Consider the following 23,119-nt stretch of genomic DNA (forward strand, 5'->3'; position numbering starts at 1 on the left):
CCTTACGCCTTATCGCCTGTGTTAAACCACACGTGATTGTTTTCAGCTAATAATTCATCAGCATCATCTGGCCCCCAGCTACCAGCACGGTAAAGTGCAGGTTTGCCTTTGGTTTGCCAGCGCTCAATAATTGGATCTATCCACTTCCACGCTTGACGAACTTCGTCACGGTGTATAAATAACGATGGGTTATTAGCGGCAGCATCAAGCATTAAGCGTTTGTACGCATCAGAATGGAAACCATTACTATATGCTTGAGAAAGCTCAATATTCATCGTTACCGGCTCTAATTGCATTTCCAAGTTATCAAGGCGCTTAGACATAAGCGTTAATTGAATTGTCTCTTCCGGTTGCAAGCGAATAACAAGGCGGTTTGGCTCAATATTACCCACGTTTTCTTCATAAATATTGTGCGATACTTTTTTGTATTCAACCACAATTTCTGCACAACGTTTAGCCATACGCTTACCAGTACGAAGGTAAAATGGTACCCCTGCCCAGCGCCAGTTATCAATGTGTGCACGAATAGCCACAAAGGTTTCTGTTTTGCTTGAACCTTCGTTAAGCTCTTCTAAGTAACCCGGTACAATTTTACCGTTTAAATCCCCTGGTACGTATTGACCGCGAACGATATTTTCATCTACGTCACCTTCAAGTAGCGGACGAAGAGCTTCTAATACTTTAAGTTTTTCAGTACGGATGCTATTTGCGTTTAGTTTATTTGGTGATTCCATGGCCACTAAGCACAATAGCTGTAAAAGGTGGTTTTGCACCATGTCACGCAATGCGCCGGCTTTATCGTAAAAACCGGCACGGCTTTCAAGACCTACTGTTTCAGATAAACTAATTTGAATATTATCAATAGATTTAGCATCCCACATGTTTTCAAACAGTGAATTTGAAAAACGCAGCGCCATTAAGTTTTGTACTGTCTCTTTACCTAAGTAGTGGTCAATACGGAAAATTTGCTCTTCGTCAAAAAACTCTGCAATTTTACCATTGATAGCCTCTGCTGATTCGCCGCAGTAACCAATTGGCTTTTCAACAACCACACGTGAAGTGGGTGTGATTAAACCTTTCGTTGATAAAATTTCACAACATGTGCCGTAAACAGCAGGCGGTAGTGATAAATAAAATACGCGAGATTTATTGCTATCGTGCTCATCTAAAATGCCTTTTAGTACATCCCAGTTGTCGTCAGCTTCGGTTACGTTGCTTACTACAGGCACTAAGTAAGTAGAAAATGCTTTCCAATCTTTAGCGTTATATTCGCCTTTACTTAAAAATTCTTTCAGTGCGTTGTGGGCTGTTTCTATGTAGTCAGCGCGCTTACTTTCTTCACGCACTGTAGGCAATATGCGCGAGCCTTCTGGTAAGTTGCCTTCTTGATATGCTCTGTACATTGCAGGTAGCAATTTGCGTAACGCAAGATCACCACCGCCCCCAAAAATTATAATATCAAAAGGATTAAGCATAGTTACTCTCTACGTTTGTAATACCTAAAAGCGACTTCCATAAGCCACTTGGTATGCAGGTTTAGTGCTTGAATGACAGTGGCTCTTAGTGTTAATAAAAGCCTATTGAATATTTTACGCTAAGTTGTTGTGTTTATTATTTGACTCTTTGCACAATTAAATGAGTCTTAGGAGTCCTGTAAATCCTCTCACAAAAATACAGGCCCTAAGAACTCCAGCGCTACCCGTTCAAAGGTACTCGGTTTGCTTATTACATAAGCGAATATATTACTGCGTACGGTGCTGCTTGTAGTACGCAATTAAGCCATTTGTTGAACTATCGTGCGCATGTTTTACGCTGTCATCGGTTAGTTCGCTTTCAATTTTAGAGGCAAGGCCTTTACCAAGCTCTACACCCCATTGATCAAAAGAGCAAATTTCTAAAATTATGCCTTGGCAGAAAATTTTATGTTCGTACAGCGCAATTAAGCGTCCTACTGTTTTTGCATCAACTGTATCTAGCAGTATAGATGTTGTAGGACGGTTACCCTGATGAATTTTATGATTTAGTAACTCATCAATTTGTGCTTGTGTTTTACCTTTAGCGGCTAAATCTTCTGTGACTTGCTGTGCATCTACACCGCTCATCATTGCTTCTGTTTGCGCTAAAAAGTTAGATAATAAAATATCGTGATGTTTATCTACGGCTACCTGTGGCTTAACTGAGGCAATAAAATCTGCTGGTACAATTACATTACCTTGGTGTAAACACTGATAAAACGCATGTTGGCCGTTAATACCGGTCATACCCCAAATAATAGGTACCGTTGTATAAGGTACCGTTTCGCCTGCAAAATTGACGTGTTTGCCGTTACTTTCCATCTCACCTTGTTGTAAATACGCAGGTAACATATGAAGCGCTTGGTCATACGGTAAAATAGCTTGCGACGTAAAGCCTAAAAAGCTGGTATTCCAAACACTTAATAGTGCCATAATCAGCGGAATATTTTGCTCAAATGGTGCTGATTTAAAGTGCTCATCTACTTCAAATGCGCCTTCTAAAATAGCTTCAAACGCGTCATAACCTAGGTATAACGCAATAGGTAAGCCTATCGCACTCCAAAGTGAAAAGCGACCCCCTACCCAATCCCACATAGTGAATACGTTTTCATCGCTAATGCCAAAGGCTGCAGTTTTTTCTAAGTTTGTGCTCACAGCAACAAAATGCTTGGCAATGGCGCTGTCATCTTTTGCTGTTTGTAAAAACCAATCAACGGCCGTTTTGGCGTTGGTCATGGTTTCTGATGTGGTAAATGTTTTCGATGAAATAACAAACAATGTTGTTTCTGGATCAATTGCTTTTAACACAGAGGCAATTTGAACACCGTCAGCATTAGATACGTAATGAACATTTAAAGTGTCATCAGCAAGTGCTTTTAGCGCTTCGGTAGCCATTTGTGGACCTAAGTTTGAACCACCTACACCAATGCTTACCACATCTTTTACTGTTTTACCTGTGTAACCAAGCCACTGACCACTGCGTACTTTTTCTACAAAGGTTTTAATTTTTGCTAATTCATTATCAACCGCTTTGGTTACATCTTCGCCATCAACAACTAAAGGTGTATGGGCGCGATTACGTAAAGCAGTATGAAGAACAGAACGCTCTTCTGTAATATTAATTTTTTCACCGCTGAACATTTTGTCGCGCCAAGAGGCGATATCGCACTCTTTAGCAAGCTCGATCAGTTGTGCAAAAATAGTTTTATCGATACGTTGCTTTGAATAATCAAACAACACACCTGGAATTTGAGTAGAGAATGCATCAAATCGTGTATCATCTTGTGCAAATAACGTTTTTAGATGGGTGTGTTTCATCTGCGCGGCACTAGTTTGTAGTGCTTGCCAACTTGCTAATTGCGAACGATTAGACATGTAAATATCCTCTAAAATATTTAAACTAATGATTTAAAAACAGTTTTAGGTAAAAAGACTTCGCTTATTGCGCGTAGTGCTAGTAAAAAAGCAAGCGCCTAGTATAACGAAAAAAGCAATAAAAATGCTGTTTTTATAATTTATGATGCAGATAATAACGCAATTTTTTACTTTTGACACCGGTATCATAAAAATTTTATGAATTAATTACCCACAAATTTTAACCATTTAACAGTTTAATCAACATTTATTAAATATTCATGAATTACGAATAAAATGCATCGCCTACACTCGCCTCGCTTTATAGGTGGTTAAAACACCCACAAAACTAGGCCAATAATTAGCTTACCAACGCCAAGCCACCCGCTACGTTATAAATATTCGCAAAGCCTAATTGCTGTAAATTTGCCGCTGCAATTTTAGAACGATTGCCACTTCTGCACAGTAATATATAGGTGTGCTGCGGGTTTAACTGGTTTTGGACTATAGCGTTAGCCATACGACTCAGTGAAATATTAAGCGTATTAGCTAAAGGCGCGGCAAAAAGCTCCGCTACATTAATAACACCATGTTCATACGGCTCACGGGTATCAATTAAATACACATTTTTTTGCGTTAGCAACATTTTAGCTTGCGCAAAGTCTAGCTGCTTAGTGTCAGATTGAACCGCCGCTTGAACATAGCCACACAGTTGGTTACTGGTTTGCACATGCAGCTGATCGTGTTGCGCTTTTAGCTGTGCAAATTGCGCCGTACTTATTTCTTTATTTAAGAATGGACTAAGCAAAGGCGTTTGCGCACGTACAGTACGCCAGTTAATGGCAAAGCATTGCTGATAGTCATGCCCCGAACAAATAACCGTATCGTCACTTATTTGCTCGCCAAGGCTGATAAGTGAGTGTGCCATTTGCGTTGCACTGCCCCCTTCAAGCGAAGTATTGCCAAGCCCTGCAGGTAAAATTAAATCCCCGCAAAAACAATAATCAATATGATCTGTGGAGCACTCTTTTAATAAATAACTCACGCTGTCTTTACTGTGCCCTGGGGTTGGCACTGTAATTAATGTTTTTGTGCCCAGGTCAATGCTATTTTGCATCGCATGCGTTGTGCCCAGTACTTCATTTAATAAAGCCACTGCGCTTGGACGGTCTTGGTGCTTATGCGTATCTAAAATTGCTTTTACATTGAGCTGTTGTGTGCTGACTATTTTTTCAAAGCGCGGTATAAGCTCTAATACGGGGTCAATAATAATGGCGCTATTGTCGTTACTTACATACAACCAGCTACACGCTCCTTTATGCCTAAATTGTGTTAATCCCAGCGCGCACACTTCTTGCTTTGGCGACGCACTGTCAGAAACAATTAAACAGTTAGCCTCTAGCACGGCTTTTAAAGAGCTAATACGTGCACACGCTTGATCTATTTGTGCTTGAGTAGCGGCTGGGCCAAACGAAAGTCTAATCGCATTTTCGCTTTGCCAATCGGTTGCGCCCATTGCATCAAGCACAAAACTGCGTGTTGCGCCTGTGCTACACGCTGAACCACCACTGACTCTAATGCCAGCTGCGTCAAATAAATCAATCACCTCTTTAGAGGTAAGCGTATCGACAGCAAAATTAAGGGTGGTAGGGACAGACTGAGAAAAGTCATGATTAAAAGTAATACCCCCAAAGGTACTTTGCAGCGCATTAAGCAGTTGCGCTCTGTAGCTATTTAATACCTCCACCGATTTAAACGTGTCGTCATTTTTATCTAGCAGCAAATCAAACAGTTTATTAAGCCCTGCTATGCCTGGTAGGTTTTCGGTACCAGAGCGCATGCCGCTTTCTTGCCCGCCCCCTGCAATAAATGGGGTATAGGCACTGCCATTTTTAATGTATAAAAAACCAATACCTTTAGGTGCATACAGTTTATGGCCCGAAAATGGGGCATAATCTATACTGGTACTACTAAGTTTAAGTGCTTGTTTACCTAAAGCTTGTACACAATCTACCATCCACGAAACCGATTTATTACGACTACGAATAGCATGCTCAATAGCGTTTAGGTCTTGATAAACTCCAGTTTCGTTATTAACCGCCATAGTGCAAATCATCAGCGCGTTATTAATGTGCTTACTAATAAACGCTAAATCTAAAATCCCTTTGCTATCCACAGGGATAGCTAATAATTGGGCGTTAATGCCTAAAACGCTATTCCAATGTTTTAACGTGTTAGGCACCGCCTTGTGCTCTGTGGCTCCGTACAATAATACTGGGTTTTGGATAGTATGATTTTTAGCATGAATGAGTGTTGAAACAATGGCTGTTTGTATGCCCTCTGTCGCGCCTGAAGTAAAAAGAATATCCCCCTTAGGCGCTCCAATAACATTTCGTGCATTTTGTCTTGTCTGTTCCAATAAATACTTAGCTTGTATTCCGCTTATATGGGGGCTTGATGGGTTACCAAAACAAATTTGCATGGTGTGCGACACCACGTCGGCAATACAGGGTAAAACAGGTGTTGTAGCGTTTGCATCAAGATAAACCTGGGCTGTTTGTTCATCGTGCAATAAAAACTCAGACATTAAAAACGCACCTTTATTACTAAAAAATATATCTTATACCCAATAGTACATAAGTTTGTTCACATTGGGTAATAATCAATTAGTAACTTAGGTGCGTTTACTATGCTTTTTTAAACTAAAAATACGTTACTCTGGCAGCTCTTTTGTTATTTCTCCATGGGTGGATGACCATGCATTTATTAGCGCTTTTACGAGCGATGCGAGCGGAATGGCAAAAAACACGCCCCAAAACCCCCATAAACCGCCAAAAAATAGCACTGCAACAATAATAAATACGGGGTTCAAATCAACGGCCTCAGAAAACAATAAAGGCACTAATACATTGCCATCGAGCGCCTGAATGATCCCATAAATTACTAATACGGTCCAAAACTGTGTTTCGATACCAAATTGAAATAATGCCACCGCTGCAACAGGTATGGTAACCAACGCCGCCCCCACAAACGGAATTAACACCGAAAACCCAACCAGCACGCCAAGTAATGCTGCGTAACGTAAATCAAGTACGGTAAAGGCAATAAACGAGGTGCCACCGACAATTAAAATCTCGAATACTTTGCCTCGAATATAATTCATTATTTGCTGATTCATTTCGTGCCACACTTGCAAAATTAACCGTCTCTGTCGCGGAATAAGCGTAGCGGCACTGCTGGTAAGCTCAAGCTTGTCTTTAAGCATAAAAAAGACCAGTAACGGGACAAGTACCAAATAAATAAGCCAAGCCACAACATCTTTTAACGAAGTGAGTGAAAACGAGACAATAACTTGGCCAAATTCGAGCGCCTTGGCCTCTACACTGGCTACAATAGCTTGAACCTGCTCGGCATTAATTAAACTGGGGTATTGCTGTGGTAGGGCCATTAAAAATGACTTACCTTGCTCTACCATGTGCGGGGTTTCTTGTACTAAATTACTGGTTTGCTTCCAAAGCACAGGGCCAATAACCAAAATAAGGGTAAGCATAACCCCGGTAAATATCAGCATAACAATGACCGTGGCGCTAAAGCGTTTTAACCCAAAGCGTTCTAAGTGTACGACCGGCCAATCAAGTAAATAAGCAATTACCAATGCCACTAATACAGGAACAATTAACGCGCCAAAAAAGTACAGCAATGCCACTGAGGCAATAAGTAAAAAAAGTAAGGTGACTGAATGAGGATCTGAGAACTTCCTTTCGTACCATGTTTTAACGTATTCAAACATGCAATGGCTCCACTCGTAATAGTCCTAGGTGTTGATCAAATTTATATGTATATGCATTTTTGCTTAAAAAACGCGTAATATCATCAGCGCTCTCATTGTTATTAATACTAAACGCTATTGCCTGATTTGATGCCTGCGCATTTCGAAGCGCTAATTTAAATTGTACAAACTGTTGTGGGCATTTAAATTTTTTTAAATCGCACTCTAACATAACTACTTTACTCGCCAAGTAAAATGAATAATAAGTCGTATACTGTCGGTCATTCTATTTATAAAATGTCAACAGCAGTAACTTTTTCTTAAAACCATTCCTGCAATGGTTTATCCTTATAGCATAATTAGCAGTAAGGATAAGTTAATGCCTGGCACGCATAATAAAGCGCAACTACCGAGTAATCCAACTCTCAAAGAGATTAATTGGTATAAAAAGCAGATAAACTGGGGAGAGCTTCCGCCTTTTTATCACCTCGTTGCTTCTTCTGTCAGCGAAGCTGAGGGAATATTGGAGCACGGGTTTGATAACGCTGTAAAAAGCCTGCTCAATAGACGCAATTGGAACTTAGACTTACTTGAAGGCTATGAAGATAACTTTGGCGAAATACATACCAAACATAAGCCCCGTATTGCACTACACCAAGTATTTACTGACCGAGGCTTTGAGCTCTGGGCGCAACCCTATGCTAAAGATATTATTATTGATCAATACGTTAGAGATAACCGCTTTATGGAGTTTAAAGTATGGGATCCGCATTCAATGAAAAATCTAATCCGCATAAATCAGCTCCATAAGTTTATTGGCTTTTATTTTGAGCGCGGCGATAAGGCCGATAAAGCCATTATTTTACATGCACATAAGGTAGTACATAAAATTATTAAATTTTTGCAGCAGGAATTGAACGTTGTAAAGCTTGATGGAGTCACAATAAAAGAACTCTACCAATTGTGCGAAAAAGACAGCCGTGCAAGCAGCGACGAAATTGACATAGCAAAAATTGCCATTGGTGAACAAATAAACAAGGAATAAAATGCAGCTAAAATCAGCCTTTATCACTTTATGCAGTGCCGCGCTTACCTTTAGCCTACTCGTTAGTGAGCCGTTAAAGGCACAAACAAACTTTACGCTACCCGATTTAGGCACGTCTGCGCTACAAGTTTTGCCACTTGAAAAAGAACAAGCCATTGGCGAAGTGATGATGATGCAAATAAGAGGCTCATCACCGGTGGTAAACGACCCTGTTTTAGACGAATACTTAACAACACTTGGCCGCAAACTAGTCGCTAATGCAAACGACGTGCGTTTTCCTTTTTCGTTTTTTTGGGTCAATAACAACGAAATTAATGCCTTTGCTTTTTACGGCGGGCATGTAGGTGTTCATACTGGGCTAATTGCACAGTCAGACAACGAAAGCCAATTTGCCTCTGTACTTGGACACGAAATAGCGCACGTAACTCAGCGCCATTTAGCGCGTCGTATTCAGCAACAACAAAACAACAGCGCACTGACTATTGCAGGCATGATAGCCGGTATATTAGCCACCGTTGTTGCTCCCGACGCAGGTATTGCTATTATTTCGGCTAACCAAACCCAAGCCGCGTTTAGCCAACTAACTCACAGCCGTGCTGCCGAGCAAGAAGCCGACAGAATTGGTATGCAAACCCTTAATAACGCCGGTTTTGATGCGCGTGCTTCGAGTGAGTTTTTAACTAAACTTGCAGCGCAAATAAGGTACAAATACAAGCCACCCGCTTTTTTACTGACCCACCCATTGCCAGAGAGCCGCGTGTCTGACGTACGCCTACGTGCAGAGCAATACCCTGTGCGTCATTTAAACCCAAGCCTTGAGTTTAATTTAGCAAAAAGCCGTGTACTCGCCCGTTATGCCAATAAGCCTGAAAACGCCGAGGCGCTATTTAGAAAGTTAATGCGTGAAAACACTTACAACAACACCGCGCTTAAATATGGCTTGGGTATAAGCTTGCTTGACCAAGACAAACTCGATGAAGCCGCAGAAATATTAGAGCCACTACTTGCACAAAACCCTAAAAATTTATTTTATATCGATACCCATACCGATTTACTCATAGCGCAAAAAAAAGCCGACGAAGCTGTAACGTTTTTGGCTGAACTAAACAACTACCGCCCAAACAACCAAGTTATTACTTTAAACTATGCAAATGCGGCATTAGAGGCTGAGCAGTTTGAATTAGCGGAAAACATTTTAAAAAGTTTTTTACTTGAAAAGCCCGACCATAACTTAGGCAAACAGCTTTTAGCCGACGCCTACAAAAAACAAGACAAGCTCGCTGCTTATCACGAAGCCAATGCAGATGTGCTTGCCCAATATGGTGCTTACATTAAAGCCGCAGACGAAATCCAAAAAGCGCTTAACTTCGTAGAACCCACAGAGCTGGTTAAACAGCAACGTTTAAAAGCCTTGCTTACTCAGTATCGCCGTTTACAAAAAGAGCTTGCAAGACTTTAAGTCTGCAAGCGCTTGCCCTAAAATAGCGGCAAATTACATTTTGGAATTAATTGTATGTCAGTGACTATTTATCATAACCCGCGTTGTTCAAAGTCGCGTGAAACCTTAGCATTACTTGAGCAAAATAATGTAACTACCAGCGTAGTAGAGTATTTAAAAACACCGCTTAACCATGAACAAATTGCAGAGCTTTTAGAACAACTAGGCTTTAGCTCAGCACGCCAGCTGATGCGCACAAAAGAAGATGCATACAAAGCGCTTAACTTAAAAGAAGAAACCAACGAGTCAGCGCTAATAAATGCCATGGTAGACAATCCTAAACTTATTGAGCGCCCTATTGTACAAAACAACGGTAAAGCAGCCCTTGGCCGTCCGCCTGAAAACGTATTAAGCGTATTATAATGAGAACCCGCATTGTTGTACTGTATCACTCTAGCCATGGCTCGGTTGAGGCTATGGCGCACGAGATAGCCGAATCTATAGAGCAACAGGGTGCCACAGCGGTATTGCGTACTTTTGTAGCTAAAAATCCGCACGATATTGTTATCACAAAAGATGATTTAATAAATTGTGACGGCCTTGCTTTTGGTACACCTACCCGCTTTGGCATGATGGCATCGCAGGCAAAAACCTTTTGGGAAACCACCAGCGATCTTTGGATTAAAGGTCAATTAATAGATAAACCTGCTTGTGTGTTTTCGTCCTCAAGCAGTATGCATGGCGGAAATGAAGCCACCTTACTTAACTTATCATTACCACTACTACATCACGGCATGATGTTATTGGGGGTACCTTACGAAGTACCTGAGCTACTAGCCACGCAAACCGGTGGTACTCCTTATGGAGCAAGCCATGTAGCTGGCAGCAGTAATACAAATACATTAAGTAAAGATGAAATTAAAATATGCCAAAGCGTTGGTAAACGCCTTACTCACATTGCGAGCAAACTTCAATGAATACTGCAAACACCCCAGCTAAAAAGCCAATTACTGTAAAATTTCAGCGTACTGCTATTTTTGGCTATGTGGGTTTATTACTTTTATTACCTTTGTGGATGTACTTTGTCCCGCCGCTAAACGGCAACGCAAGTTTTGTATCGTTGTTTGTGCCTATTATACCTTTACTATTACCCCTTAGAGGCTTTATTAAAGACAATACTTACACTTACGCTTGGGCCAACTTTGTTGTTATGCTGTACTTTATACACGGTTTAACCATGCTATGGGCTGCGCCTGATGAGCTAATATGGGTGTTATTAGAGCTTGTGTTTGCCTCAGCTATGTTTGTAGGCTGCACCTATTACGCAAGGCACCGTGGACAAGAACAAGGCTTAAAAATACGTAAGCTTAAAGAAGAGCTCGCAGAAGAAAAAGCCGCTAACGAATATACTAAATAATACTAATTTCGCAAAATAAATTATTTAAGCTGAAATAATAGCTTATACATACAAAAAACGCGCTTAACATAACAATGTAAGCGCGTTTTTTTGAGCTTTTAGTTTGCTAAGCCTTATACCAATTCGCTCAGCGCAGCAAGTGCAACGATACTGGCTAATCCAAGCTGAGCTATTAAACTCAATAACGAAAAAACACGCAGAACAAATAATCCCCACGGGTGCTTTATATGAGGATAAAGCGCACAGCGTTTTAAGCTTGCCGCAAAGAAAAAACACACCGATGCAATCAGTGTAAAAATTAAAGTCAGCTCACTTTTAATAGCAATGCTTTCATCAAAAAAGAAATAGAGCTGAAGTGGGAATAAAATAGTCACAATGGCGTGTAAGGCATGCACCTTTTTAATGCGGTTAAACTGCCCTTCAGGCGAAAGCTCTTTTATACCAAAGTCGCGCTCAAGGCATTTAACTAAATTGGTTGCTTTAATACTTACCGCTAACCGATAACAACTTAGGCCCTCGTTATTGCGTGCTCTAAAGTCGTAACCTGCTTTTAGTAATAACACCATAAGGGTTTCATTTTTGGCTAACACCGCATAGTGCAAGGCTGTATTGCCTAACGTATCTTGCGCTTTTTGATCCTGTTTTGCCAGCAGGGTTTCTATTACGTTTACATAGCCTTTTTCGGCCGCCCACATAAAGGCTGTTTTATTGTTTTCATCGGCCAAGGTACCGGTAGCGCCTTGCTCGATAAAACGCATAGCCATGGTTTGCTTAGCACCTTTTTGGCTTAAATGAGCTAGTAATGCTTTTTCAAGCAATACTATAGAATCAACCTCAGGCGAAACTTGCGTTAACAGCGTAAAATAGTCTTTACCGTTTGCTACTTTTTGACTGGCAAGTTCTGTAAGCTCATTTAAATTCGCGACCGATTCGGGTAAAAAAGCACTTAAACGGTCTCTAAAATCGACCTCTTGCCACAGTGCCAGTGTGTCGTATGCACTTAATTTACTGCCACTGTTTAGGGCATGTTCAATTAATAAAAAGTAACGTTTACTAAATAATAAGCTAAACAAAGAAAGCGGCGTATCAAGAGCATTTTGCGCCGCCACGCTGGCGTATTTTTCTAAGCGCTGGCACAGCATTAACGCCATAGATTCGTTGGTGTATTCGTTATCTAAATAATGATTTTTAACAGCAGCAATGTAAGCATGCGCATCTTCATCATATTCACTAATATGCTGAAAATAACACTCTTCAAAGGGTTCAAGCGGGGTTAACCATATCAAATAGTAAATGGGTGGTAGCACAGTGGTGCATACACCGTCATCTTCAATAGTAGAACGACATGCAGGCCAAGCTTCTAAAGCATCTAAAATAAAGGCACCGTTTTGTTCTACAAGTCCTTTAATAAGTAATGGGTATTCCTTTGGCCAAATCAGTACATTTTCCATTAAAACAGCACAACTCCAGTGTAGCTTGATGAGGGGTCAGTTATAGCAGTTTTTAGCTGACACCACGCTTAATCGACGTGGTGATATTCTATCACACCTTTTTTTTGCTGCGAGCTTAAAGTAGATGAATATCAAGAAAATATAAAAGCAGCCAATACACTCAAGTGCGGCTGCTTTTGTGGTTGGAGGGGGTCTTAATCAGGCAGGAACTATTTATTTTTTAGTTCAGTAATTACTTGCTCTAAACCGACATCAGAAATACGTTGAATGATCTCTTTTTGCTTAGCACTTAATAGCGAAATACCTTCGGCAACAATGTCGTATACTTTCCATTGCTGGTCTTTACCTTGGCGCAGCTTAAAATGCAGGTCAATCACAGGCGCGTTTGGCTCAATAATTTGCGTTTTAACCGTGGCGTACTCAGAGTCGCTTTTAGCGGTATCTTGTTCAAAGACTACTTGTTGCCCGGTGTACTTCATTAGCGCACCTGCGTAAGTGCCTGTTAAATAATGCTCTACTGCATCAATAAAGCGTACAGCTTGCTCACGCTCAATGCCTTTTATGTGTTTTCCAAGCAATTTAAACGACACAAACTTAATATCTATGTTTGGCATTAAACGCGTCTCTACAATGCGCGCCATATCGGCTTTGCTTGCATCACCTTGTGCATTTACTTTTGCAATATCGCTAAAAAGCGTATCGGCAACGCCCTCAAGCATATGTTGAGGTGACTGCGCAGTTTGCGCAAATAACGCGCTGCTAAAAAAGGCAGCAGCAATAAAAATAGTGTTAAAAAGTTTCATGAGCGTGACCATGTGTGTGATTAAGATGTGGCTAAATTACGCGATTTTAAATCACAAAAAAAGACACAAAAATGCACCTTATTAATGCCAAATTGGCACCAATAAAATAAACTATTTAATTTCAGTCAGTTAAGCATCTCTTGTTAACACCCCATAAACAAGCGGTATTTTGTCCTCATTGAAAATGTAAATATCCCGCCCTTATCATTCAATTACTCATTCGACTCACACACCAATTTGGCAGTTATGAAAACGGTATATAAAACTTTCACTATTACTTTATTTTTAATTATTTCTGTATGGGGTAACTTTGTATTTGCGCAGTCTAATCATGGTTACGCCGTAGATATGCTCAAAGGCGAAGGCAACGTAAATGGTATTAAGCTAGCTTATCAATATCACGCTCCTAGTTTGCAAAACTTAGTGGGCGATGCGCGCTTTTATTTTGAAACCAGCGTTAATATGTGGCAGTACCGCCATGGTGACAACTCGCAATCTAATCTTGTGCTGGCTATGTCGCCTGTGCTGCAGTTTCCTGCTTTTAGTTTTCACAATACCCCGTTTTATATTGAAGCAGGTATTGGTGTATCGCTTATTGATGAAACTAAATTTGCGGGCAAAAACATGAGCACTCACTACCAATTTGAAGACCGCATAGGCCTAGTTGCAGACTTTGGCCACACTAACGTAGCGCTTCGGGTTATTCATTACTCAAACGCCGGATTTAAAGCCCCTAACCCGGGTTTAAACTTTTTAACTCTTTCGGTGGCAAGGCGTTTTTAACCTTCATTTGCATCTAGTATCAATTTGCTACTTAATCATGTTAAGTATTAAGCTAAATTGAAATAACTAGCCACAAAAAAGCCCCGATAAATCGGGGCTTTTTTTGATTAAAATACGCTACTAGCCAACTAACCAATGCGCCATTAAGGCAATAACCGGCAGTGTAATAAGCGTACGCAAAATAAATATAACGAACAGCTCAACAATGTTTACCGGTATTTTACTACCCAGTAAAAGTGCGCCAACCTCAGACATGTAAATTAGCTGAGTTACGCTCATTGCAGCAATAATAAAGCGCGTTACATCACTTTCAATGGTCCCTGCTGCCAAAATTGACGGAATAAACATATCGGCAAATCCCACCATAATCGTTTGTGCCGCAGCCTGTGCCTCGGGGACGTGTAACCATTCTAAAAATGGCACAAACGGCATACCTAAGTACTGAAATACCGGCGTGTACTCTGCAATAATAAGTGCAAATGTACCCACCGCCATAACTACAGGCAGTACACCAAACACCATATCAAGGGCATTATGTACGCCCTCTTTTAAGGTACCTTTAAAACCTGATGAGTTATTGGCTTTAGCTAATGCAACATCGAGCGAGTGCCCTACTAAGCTTTTACCCGTTGGGATAGTCTCAGCATCTCGATTTGGCTCACTGCCATCAATAAGCAAATCTTTTTTAAAGCAAAGTGGTGGTAAGCGCGGCACAATAATAGCGGCAACCACACCCGCTAAACATACGGTGGCATAAAATGGGGCAAATAAGTGCTCTAATTTAACTTGGCCTAAAACCACTAAGCTAAAGGTAATTGAAACTGCCGAAAACGTAGTACCAATAATAGCGGCTTCGCGTTGCGTGTAATGCTTTTGGTCGTACTGCCTTGCGGTCATTAAAATACCGACACTGCCATCACCTAACCATGACGCAGTACAGTCAACCGCACTTCGCCCAGGTACACCAAATACAGGGCGCATTACCTTGGTAAGCATGGTGCCAGCAAGTTCTAATAACCCAAAGTTTATTAGTAAAGGCAGTAATAAACCGGCCAGTATAAATACCGAAAACAAAACAGGTAATAAGTCGTTTAATACTAAAGCGCCTGTGTTTGCTGAGGTAATAGCCTCGCTACCTAACCCTAAATGGGTCATTAGCACAAACGCCATACCAAATAAACGCACCACTAACCACACGACACTTACATCAAATAAATGCTTTAACAGGGGTGATTGGCAAATTGCGGCGGGTTTAAATACTTTGGCGATCACCGACATAACGCCAGTAATACAAATAATTAAGGTAATAATTGCTTGCGCTGAACCAGACATCAACGCTTGCACGCCTTTAGCCATTAACGCAATAGGAATGGTCATTCCGTCGGCGGTAGGAATGGGTGTCATAAATAAAAACACACCAATTAACGACGGTACTAAAAAAGTAAACCAAGTGCGCCACGTATAGTGCCCGCGAGGAGGTAACTGAGACATATTTTTTAATCCATAAAAACTACAAAAAGAGCAAAGCGCTCTTTTTGTAGTAAAAACTTATTATTAATTATTAAATTTTGATGCCGCGCTGAATTAGTGCTGCTTCTAACGCTTGTTGTAAGCCATTCATGGTGCCAGGTTCGAGTGTTTCGCCTTTATCATCCATCCAGGTTAAGCTTGTACCGCCTTCTTTAGTTTTACTGACTAAAATTTGGTATTGGCCTTCTTCAATAGGAAGCTGCGCAACGTCATCGCCCCAAATAGAATCCCATACGCTGCTCTCTGGCTTGTTGTAGTCGGCAGTTATTAAGCCGGTATCGGTTTTAATCTCAACAATAGTAAACGATAGGCGCTCTAAAAAGCCTGAGAAGCGATCGAATACTGCATCGTATGATTGCTCAGTAACAAGTGCAGCATTGCCCTTATTATCAAAGCCCATTTCTAAAGAAATAATACCTTGGCGCTTACGGTTTTCTACTTCTAGTTGACGATAACGATAGTCAAACTCAGCTACAACTTGGTTAAGTGCACGTACTTCTAATTGCTGCTTAAGTAAATCAGTTAATGTGTCATCACCTTTAAAGTCAATAAGTTCAGCGCGTAGCGAAGCAGTACGCTGATGCGATTTTTCTTCAATTGTGAATCTAAAGCGCTCCAGGTTTTCGCTTACCTCATCATCCCACAACCAGCTTTCTTCCGCTTTGATTATTGCGTACCAATCGGTTTCGATAATACCAAGTAGCTTATCTTCTTTTGTGGTCGTTGCATTATTTTCGGCAATAACCGCTTTAATTGAATCCCATACAAATTCATCTAAATCAACAATGCCATCGTTTTTATCAAAATAAATACGCGCTTGTTTGTCGCCTTCTTCTACCCAGCTACCTTTAGCAACAGTTAAAACCTGTGCTGGTGGACGATAGTTTGTTGCCTCTGGGTTGTTATCGTATTGGCCCACATCCATTTTATAAACAGGATCTTGCGCTGGTTGAGATAACGATGGCGGGGTTTTAACACCTTCATGGGTGCGATAATTGCGTTCGTTGTGCGCTTCATTAATAAAAACATTACACCCTGATAAACTTACCAATACACTCACTGCAAGTGCTTTTGGGATCCAATACTGCACAGATATTTCTCCTTAGCATACCCTTTAATTGTTTTACACGTATATGAGTGGGTAATACCGAATTTGGTTCAGTGTAAAATCAACATTAACTTTACATTTATTATTTGGCTGTCTAATTGCAATAAAGTTCACACCTAGGTGTTATAAAATCAATCACAGCAAAAAGACAAATTTAAGCTATGGTACTTTCCTGTGCCAGTAAAAACAAGGAACACAACGTTTTAAAGCGCCTTTAATTAAGCACCTATGTAGTTTAGGCTGTTTTTTGTGTTAAACTTCGCCGCCGTGCATCGTATTGTAGGTATAACGGGCTATATCAACTCGGTTGTTATAATTCAAAAAACGTAGGTATTAAACTTCATGACTGCATTTTCAAATCATCAAATTGTTTTAACCGCTATTGGCGAAGATAGACCGGGAATTGTAAGTGAACTTACACAACTTGTAAGTGATTGTCATTGCAATATTATAGATAGCCGAATAGCCATTTTAGGCAGCGAATTTACCTTCACCATGTTGCTAAGCGGCGATATGTCGGCCATTAGCCGCATAGAGCATACCTTGCCCACTAAAGGCATGGAGCTTGGCCTACTCACCATGATGAAGCGCAGCACCACTCGCCACACCGAAAGTGAATTTTGCGCCGGTTACACACTCGAATATACAGGGATAGACACCCCTGGCACACTGAGTAAAGTAACGCGCTACTTTGCCGACAACAACATTAGCATTTGCTCCTTAAAGTCAGATACCTATGACGAAGAAGTCGATACTAAAATGCGCTGTGAAATTGAATTTAATATTCCGGTTGATGTAGACATTGACCAATTTAAAATTAGTTTTGAAAACCTTTCTCACACACTTAACGTAGATTATATTTTTAAACGTATTCGCTAAGGAGCAAAGCATGAACAAAATTAGCCCACTACAAGCCGGTGATACCGCACCCGCTTTTAGCCTACAAAACCAAAACGACGAAACAGTCACATTAAGTGAGCTGTTAAAAGAGCAACAAGTACTGGTGTACTTTTACCCAAAAGCCTCTACACCGGGCTGTACGGTACAAGCCGAGAACTTACGTGACCAACAAGCAGAGCTTGCTAAATTTAACACCCGTGTTGTCGGTATTAGCCCAGATCCAATTAAGCGCCTTAAAAACTTTGAAACTAAAAAAGAGCTTAATTTTGATTTATTAGCCGATGAAGATCACGCCATTGCTGAAGCATTTGGTGTATGGGGCTACAAAAAGTTTATGGGTAAAGAATACGATGGTATTCACCGCCTAACATTTTTAGTAGGCCAAGACGGTAAAATTAAACACTTATTTGATAAGTTTAAAACTAAAGATCACCATCAAGTGGTTTTAGATTATTTAGCAGCAGAATAAGTAAGCTGTAAGCTGTAAGCTTTAAAAAAGCGTTGCTCTTGAGCAACGCTTTTTTATTGACGTTTTTTAAGTACGGTTGCACGTTACATAATTAATTAACCATAAGCGCCACTCGAATATATAAGCTCGTAACTGTGGCTATAAATTTCTAAAATATTGCCAAACGGGTCTTCCATGTAAATCATGCGGTATGGTTTTTCCCCTGGGTAATAATAGCGCGGCGCTTTCATACGCTTTTTACCACCTGCGGCCACTATTTTATCAGCAAGCCCTTCTACATCAGGGTCTTGAACGCATAAATGAAATATCCCTGTTTTCCAATATTCAAAATTATTTTTAGGGTTTTGCTGATTTTTAAATTCAAATAGCTCAACGCCCACCCTATCACCTGTTGATAAATGGGCTATTTTAAAGCTGCCCCACCCCGCACCAAATACATCTGTGCACATTTCACCTATTGGTGATTTATCTTCTGTTATTTTTGTAGGCTTCATAATTAAATACCAGCTCAACACCTCAGTGTAAAACTTAACGGCTTGCTCTAAGTTTGGTACTGACACACCTATATGCGAAAACGTACGCGGATAAGGCATGCGTGAAGCAGGTAAGCCATTTGCTTGCTCGCCTTTACCAACCGCTTGCAGGTTGGCATTAGCATTTAAACTAGTAAACAGCATAGGCAGCGCCGCAGCACCCAGCCCTGCTGCCGATAACTTCATAAAGTCTCTACGGTTTAATTCTTTTTTATTCATGGCATATTCCTTAACGGCAAGGGCGTTAAAAGTAATTAAAGGGGATTAATTAGCCATAATAAATGAATGTAGTGAGGACAAAAAATTATCAAATATGATATTTATGATTACGTTTTGTGATGATAGAGCTGAAACATATTTATTATTTTACTGCGGCTCTATAAATATTCAGGTTTTGCCATACATCATCCGCAACTAAAAAATTAGGTATAACATCTACAAGCAGAGCTTCTGAACTCAACGTTTTTCTATGTTACTTACTTAAACTTTGATTAAGCAAAAGCATGATCGAGGGACAAGTCGGCGTTACATAATTTTAAAGTATGGAATCAAGATTTGACCCCTTTCCAGCCCCTTCTTGCTTTAAATAAAGAGCCTCTAAACCATTAATAGTATTTTTCATTTATTATAAATCCTTTATCTCACTTAACAGCTAAGAGTAAATTTTGGTATTGAACATCTTCAACAATAGCCCTGTTTAAACCGTGTTTAAAAACTATCCAGAGAGCTTTAACGTAATAAACAAGGGCGCTGCTAGAGATACTTTTAATGATCGTCTCATAGTGAGCTCTATTTTTAAGACTTTTGAACTGGCTTATCTTCATTTTTTAGTTTGTCTCTAATATCAACTTTCTTAATAAGCTCCATCATTAATTCTTGTGTATTTAAAGGAAAACTGTCTAGTTGAGCTACGTTCGTTTGTCTCGAAGCAAAAATACGTTCTGCAATTGAAATTTTAATACGGTTTTGATCTGCTTCTGGGAGTGAAGCAATATAAGGTGTAATTGCTTTTAAATCTAATGCTGTATGGTGGTAATTATACTGTTGCTCGCGGTGCTTTGTTGACTCTCTAGACAAATAAGCAGCTGGGATTGATAGAATAAACACTAATACAGTGCGAAAAATAGAACTTTCCCAGCTAAAGCCAGAATGAGTTGAATCATAAAATGAATAGCAAACGATATATATAATAATCGCCATACAAGATATTGACCCAACTCTTAGCCAATTAGCCGCTTTTCTTTCATCTGCTGCACTATGGTCATAATCTTGTGCCATTACCCTATTAGCAGTTTGCCCTAGAACTTCATCCATATGCTCTTTTTTCTCTTCTAGCTCTGCTAAAGTGGTTTCGAAAAGTTCTTCAATTACATTAGCCTTAGACCGTAATACCTCGAGATTATTGTCTGTTGTAATTTCAACCTCATTGATTTTACTTTGGAATTTTTGAACTATTTTATCTGTTTGTTGTTTATGATCGCTTAATTGAGAGTCTAATTCTTTACCTATAATGTTCATGGACTCAGCGACAATTTTCTTTTGAATTTTAGAGTAACCAAACGTTCTAGTGTCCTCCAACTCTAATGTATCAACTTTAGGTATGTTAAAAGCATGTATGAGCTGGTTTACCTTTTTAGATAAGGTGTGCATCATTAATGAAACGTGCTCATTAACTTCTTCTAAATTCTGAGCTACCTGCAAAAAATTTTCAAGGTTAACATCTAGACTGTGTATGTGATTTGAAATAGCTGCTAATAAAAACCCGAACTTATTTATAGAGCCCTGTATGCGATATGAACCCACTTCAAATTTGTTTAAGAAATCGACGTCCGCAACATTTGATAATTCGGAAAGTTCACCATTGATAGCTTGAAAATCATTATCTAGCAAAGATAATTGCTTAGCAATAATGCCATTTTTAGTATACGAACTTGTTTTCCTTATAAAATTTTTAATTTCAGTAAAGTCATTATTGATTGAATTGACTATCTCAAAGACTTCTTTTACTAGCATGATTCCATTCCTGGTTTTTATTATAGATTTTCATCTATTCTACATAACTTCTCATATATTAAACTAAAAAATCACTCGATATCTAAGATACTTCTTTTTCTTCATCATCGACAAACCTAAAATGGCCGTGCTGTTATCGCGGCTCAACGGAATACCATATCACTTTAGAATCAAATACAAACCAATGGGGACAAATCTAGACTTCATACATTATAAATTAATTAGCTATTAATATTTGTCTAAACTTAAGTAAGTTACTGTGTCGATAGCGCTTCGCTTATCCGACCTACGTGTTTAAATAAGCTGGTGTGGTGCTTGATGTAAAGAGTGGGTAATGGAGTTGTGGTGTTGGGTTTCGTTTCACTCAACCCAACCTTGTATCTACGTAATATAACTTAACGCCGAACAGCTTGTCGCTTACAGCTAAGCACTTACAGCTGCTCTTTAGTTTAGCTAATTCCTAAATATTTATGTACTTGTATTGATAGGCGCCAATTTTTGGCGATACAGGTATCGATTGCAAGTTTGGTTGCTGATACTTTTTGGCTAATTGGCTGTAAGTATACAAGCTTCGGGTTAACACCTGTTTTAGTAAATAGTTCTTCTAGCTCTTCTACATGCTTTTGCATGGCAACCGGGTGTTTTATTTCGTTGGCGCGCTTCATGGCGCTGGTAAGTACTTCGTAGCCGCCGCGCATGTTAATTTTAGGCGATACGGTCACCCAAGTTTGCTCTGGGGCAAGTATTTCAAAGGTGCCGCTGGTTTCTATTTGTGTTGTAAAGCCATTATCGTGCAATAGCTTACACACTGGGTTTAAATCGTACATGCATGGCTCGCCGCCGGTAATGACAACATGCTTTGCCGTATAACCACGCGATTTAAATAGCTCAAGCACTTGCTCGGCGCTGGCATCGGCCCAATGATCTGAATCGGCTTTTTTTTCTACAGTTTCATCAAGTGATACTTTGTACACGTTATCGACTTCCCAAGTTTGTTTAGTATCACACCATGCACAGCCCACTGGGCAGCCTTGCAAACGCAAAAATATTGAGGGTGTACCGGTAAAACTTGCTTCACCTTGGATGGTTTCAAACACTTCATTAATTTTGTACAAAAGAGATCTCACTTACTGCCTAGCTGCAACATTGCTACTATAAAAGACGAAAAAGCGCTGCCCAAAAATTGTTATTTAAGCTGCGGCCGTGTAGTATATCGCGCCCTGATATAAACCTCTATTAAAACTAAAGAGCAATCCAGATATGACGCAAAAAGTAGTTGTTATTTATTCCGGCGGTATGGATTCGTTTACCGTATTAAATAAAGCCTTGCAGCAAGGCCATGATGTTTATGCCCTTTCATTTGACTATGGTCAGCGTCATGTTAAAGAGCTTGAAGTGGCTGCACAAGTATGTGAAAAGCTTAATGTGCCGCATAAAATTGTAGATATATCAGCAATTAATCAGCTTATTGGTGGTTCATCCCTCACTGATGATATAGATGTACCTGAAGGCCATTACGAAGAAGAAAGCATGAAAAGCACCATTGTGCCAAATCGTAATATGATTTTGCTTTCGCTTGCGGTTGGTTACGCAGTATCACTTAAAGCAAGCCAAGTATATTACGGTGCTCACTCGGGCGATCATGCTATTTACCCTGACTGCCGCCCTGAGTTTGTGCAAAAAATGGATGATGTATGTCGTATTGCAAACTACGATGCAGTAGAAATTTTTAGCCCGTACTTAAATAACACCAAAATTGATATTTTAACCGACGGTATAAAAATGGGCTTAGATTACAGCCAAACGTGGACCTGTTATAACGGCCGTGAAAAAGCCTGTGGAAAATGTGGCGCATGCCAAGAGCGTTTAGAAGCATTTAAGCTTAATAACGTTACTGACCCGTTAGAATACGAATAACCTACACTAACACATGCGTAAAACGCAAAAAGGCTATCATTTCGATAGCCTTTTTTGTTATTGCTTAAAGTTAAAGCCAGCGTTTTACTTTGTTTTTATACTCAGTGAATTCTTGGCCAAATAATTTAGTTAACGCCCGTTCTTCGGGAATTATTTGAAAAAGCGTTAAATACACAATAAAACCAATGATGCATAAAAGTGCCCACAGCGAACTCAGCCATATACCCCACCCTGCTAAAATAAATGCAAACCCAACATACATAGGATTGCGCGAAATTTTATAAATGCCGCTGGTTACCAACTTTGATGCCTGCTCGGGCTTATTAGGGTTTACTGTGGTTCGGGCAAGCTTAAAGCTAACAACGCCGGCAATACAAAATACACAGCCAATGATTACTAGGCTTGCCGCTAAATAGGTAATAAACGCTGTAAAATCAATAACACTGTAATGCGCGATTAAAGCCATAACGCCTGCAAAAAACAGGACCACTATAACCGGTGGAATTTTATTATTTAACATAGCAACTCACTGTATTAATTATAAAAACACGTACTTTATGTTCTATCAGTATTAA

General features: G+C 39.9%; 22 protein-coding genes and 1 pseudogene. 9 read left to right on the top strand and 14 right to left on the bottom strand.

Annotation, left to right across the window (positions count from 1 at the left end):
• Positions 1-2 precede the first annotated feature (2 nt).
• The 5 genes from zwf to CWC16_RS20250 all read right to left on the bottom strand — a co-directional run bounded on the left by zwf (position 3) and on the right by CWC16_RS20250 (position 7,369).
• Positions 3-1,475: a glucose-6-phosphate dehydrogenase gene (zwf, locus tag CWC16_RS12970; RefSeq protein WP_055016278.1), complete on the bottom strand. Its 1,473-nt coding sequence runs from the start codon at positions 1,473-1,475 to the stop codon at positions 3-5.
• A gap of 267 nt (positions 1,476-1,742) precedes the next feature.
• Positions 1,743-3,389: a glucose-6-phosphate isomerase gene (pgi, locus tag CWC16_RS12975; protein ID WP_138541820.1), complete on the bottom strand. Its 1,647-nt coding sequence runs from the start codon at positions 3,387-3,389 to the stop codon at positions 1,743-1,745.
• Positions 3,390-3,729: 340 nt separating this feature from the next.
• A complete protein-coding gene (locus tag CWC16_RS12980) occupies positions 3,730-5,955 on the bottom strand; it encodes an aminotransferase class V-fold PLP-dependent enzyme (RefSeq protein WP_138541821.1) in 2,226 nt (741 codons plus the stop codon).
• Between the two features lie 126 nt (positions 5,956-6,081).
• Positions 6,082-7,158 (bottom strand): AI-2E family transporter, encoded by a 1,077-nt coding sequence (locus tag CWC16_RS12985; protein WP_138541822.1) that lies wholly within the window; start codon positions 7,156-7,158, stop codon positions 6,082-6,084.
• Positions 7,151-7,369 carry a hypothetical protein gene (locus CWC16_RS20250; protein WP_138541823.1) on the bottom strand — a complete coding sequence of 73 codons (219 nt, stop codon included), beginning with the start codon at positions 7,367-7,369 and terminating at the stop codon, positions 7,151-7,153. The genes CWC16_RS12985 and CWC16_RS20250 overlap by 8 nt, the downstream gene beginning before the upstream one ends.
• Before the next feature lie 147 nt (positions 7,370-7,516).
• Here CWC16_RS20250 and CWC16_RS12995 point away from each other — a divergent pair, with 147 nt between their 5' ends.
• Genes CWC16_RS12995 through CWC16_RS13015 form a run of 5 tightly spaced genes read left to right on the top strand, consistent with a single transcriptional unit; the run spans position 7,517 to position 11,037 of the window.
• Positions 7,517-8,182: a hypothetical protein gene (locus CWC16_RS12995; RefSeq protein ID WP_138541824.1), complete on the top strand. Its 666-nt coding sequence runs from the start codon at positions 7,517-7,519 to the stop codon at positions 8,180-8,182.
• 1 nt (position 8,183) lies between these two features.
• Positions 8,184-9,641, top strand: a complete 1,458-nt coding sequence (gene bepA, locus CWC16_RS13000; RefSeq protein WP_138541825.1) for a beta-barrel assembly-enhancing protease — start codon at positions 8,184-8,186, stop codon at positions 9,639-9,641.
• 54 nt (positions 9,642-9,695) lie between these two features.
• Entirely contained in the window at positions 9,696-10,043 is a 348-nt protein-coding gene (gene arsC, locus CWC16_RS13005; protein WP_138541826.1) for an arsenate reductase (glutaredoxin), read from the top strand.
• Entirely contained in the window at positions 10,043-10,597 is a 555-nt protein-coding gene (gene wrbA / locus CWC16_RS13010; protein WP_138541827.1) for an NAD(P)H:quinone oxidoreductase, read from the top strand. Before arsC ends, wrbA begins: the two co-directional genes overlap by 1 nt.
• Positions 10,594-11,037, top strand: a complete 444-nt coding sequence (locus CWC16_RS13015) for a DUF2069 domain-containing protein (protein WP_055016287.1) — start codon at positions 10,594-10,596, stop codon at positions 11,035-11,037. The genes wrbA and CWC16_RS13015 overlap by 4 nt, the downstream gene beginning before the upstream one ends.
• 113 nt (positions 11,038-11,150) lie before the next feature.
• Here CWC16_RS13015 and CWC16_RS13020 read toward each other — a convergent pair whose 3' ends face one another.
• Positions 11,151-12,488: an ankyrin repeat domain-containing protein gene (locus tag CWC16_RS13020; RefSeq protein WP_138541828.1), complete on the bottom strand. Its 1,338-nt coding sequence runs from the start codon at positions 12,486-12,488 to the stop codon at positions 11,151-11,153.
• Positions 12,489-12,697: 209 nt separating this feature from the next.
• The gene (locus CWC16_RS13025; RefSeq protein ID WP_004589167.1) at positions 12,698-13,291 is read right to left on the bottom strand and encodes an MlaC/ttg2D family ABC transporter substrate-binding protein; all 594 of its coding nucleotides are present in this window, start codon (positions 13,289-13,291) and stop codon (positions 12,698-12,700) included.
• A gap of 246 nt (positions 13,292-13,537) precedes the next feature.
• On the opposite strand from CWC16_RS13025, the gene CWC16_RS13030 reads away from it, so the two are divergent.
• The gene (locus CWC16_RS13030) at positions 13,538-14,074 is read left to right on the top strand and encodes an acyloxyacyl hydrolase (protein WP_138541829.1); all 537 of its coding nucleotides are present in this window, start codon (positions 13,538-13,540) and stop codon (positions 14,072-14,074) included.
• A 120-nt stretch (positions 14,075-14,194) separates the two neighbouring features.
• Here the strand turns inward: CWC16_RS13030 and CWC16_RS13035 are convergent, their stop codons facing one another.
• Positions 14,195-15,565, bottom strand: a complete 1,371-nt coding sequence (locus CWC16_RS13035) for a YjiH family protein (RefSeq protein ID WP_138541830.1) — start codon at positions 15,563-15,565, stop codon at positions 14,195-14,197.
• A 70-nt stretch (positions 15,566-15,635) separates the two neighbouring features.
• Positions 15,636-16,694, bottom strand: a complete 1,059-nt coding sequence (bamC, locus tag CWC16_RS13040) for an NlpB/DapX family lipoprotein (protein WP_055016291.1) — start codon at positions 16,692-16,694, stop codon at positions 15,636-15,638.
• 360 nt (positions 16,695-17,054) lie between these two features.
• On the opposite strand from bamC, the gene CWC16_RS13045 reads away from it, so the two are divergent.
• Positions 17,055-17,591: a glycine cleavage system transcriptional repressor gene (locus CWC16_RS13045; protein ID WP_138541831.1), complete on the top strand. Its 537-nt coding sequence runs from the start codon at positions 17,055-17,057 to the stop codon at positions 17,589-17,591.
• A 10-nt stretch (positions 17,592-17,601) separates the two neighbouring features.
• Complete coding sequence (gene bcp, locus CWC16_RS13050; protein WP_058548127.1) at positions 17,602-18,081, top strand: thioredoxin-dependent thiol peroxidase; 480 nt, start codon at positions 17,602-17,604, stop codon at positions 18,079-18,081.
• A gap of 95 nt (positions 18,082-18,176) precedes the next feature.
• Here bcp and CWC16_RS13055 read toward each other — a convergent pair whose 3' ends face one another.
• The 4 genes and pseudogenes from CWC16_RS13055 to queE form a co-directional block, all read right to left on the bottom strand.
• Entirely contained in the window at positions 18,177-18,674 is a 498-nt protein-coding gene (locus tag CWC16_RS13055) for a lactoylglutathione lyase family protein (protein WP_249929248.1), read from the bottom strand.
• 78 nt (positions 18,675-18,752) lie between these two features.
• Positions 18,753-18,833: pseudogene (locus CWC16_RS20365) on the bottom strand (twin-arginine translocation signal domain-containing protein); the annotation flags it as partial.
• Positions 18,834-19,409: 576 nt separating this feature from the next.
• Entirely contained in the window at positions 19,410-20,627 is a 1,218-nt protein-coding gene (locus tag CWC16_RS13060) for a hypothetical protein (RefSeq protein WP_138541833.1), read from the bottom strand.
• A 449-nt stretch (positions 20,628-21,076) separates the two neighbouring features.
• Positions 21,077-21,742 carry a 7-carboxy-7-deazaguanine synthase QueE gene (queE, locus tag CWC16_RS13065; protein WP_138541842.1) on the bottom strand — a complete coding sequence of 222 codons (666 nt, stop codon included), beginning with the start codon at positions 21,740-21,742 and terminating at the stop codon, positions 21,077-21,079.
• A gap of 145 nt (positions 21,743-21,887) precedes the next feature.
• On the opposite strand from queE, the gene queC reads away from it, so the two are divergent.
• Positions 21,888-22,544, top strand: a complete 657-nt coding sequence (gene queC / locus CWC16_RS13070) for a 7-cyano-7-deazaguanine synthase QueC (protein ID WP_089348066.1) — start codon at positions 21,888-21,890, stop codon at positions 22,542-22,544.
• Between the two features lie 70 nt (positions 22,545-22,614).
• Here queC and CWC16_RS13075 read toward each other — a convergent pair whose 3' ends face one another.
• The gene (locus tag CWC16_RS13075; protein ID WP_055016298.1) at positions 22,615-23,064 is read right to left on the bottom strand and encodes a methyltransferase family protein; all 450 of its coding nucleotides are present in this window, start codon (positions 23,062-23,064) and stop codon (positions 22,615-22,617) included.
• Positions 23,065-23,119: the final 55 nt, after the last annotated feature.

It is taken from the genome of Pseudoalteromonas sp. S3776 (assembly GCF_005886915.1).
Classification (GTDB): domain Bacteria; phylum Pseudomonadota; class Gammaproteobacteria; order Enterobacterales; family Alteromonadaceae; genus Pseudoalteromonas.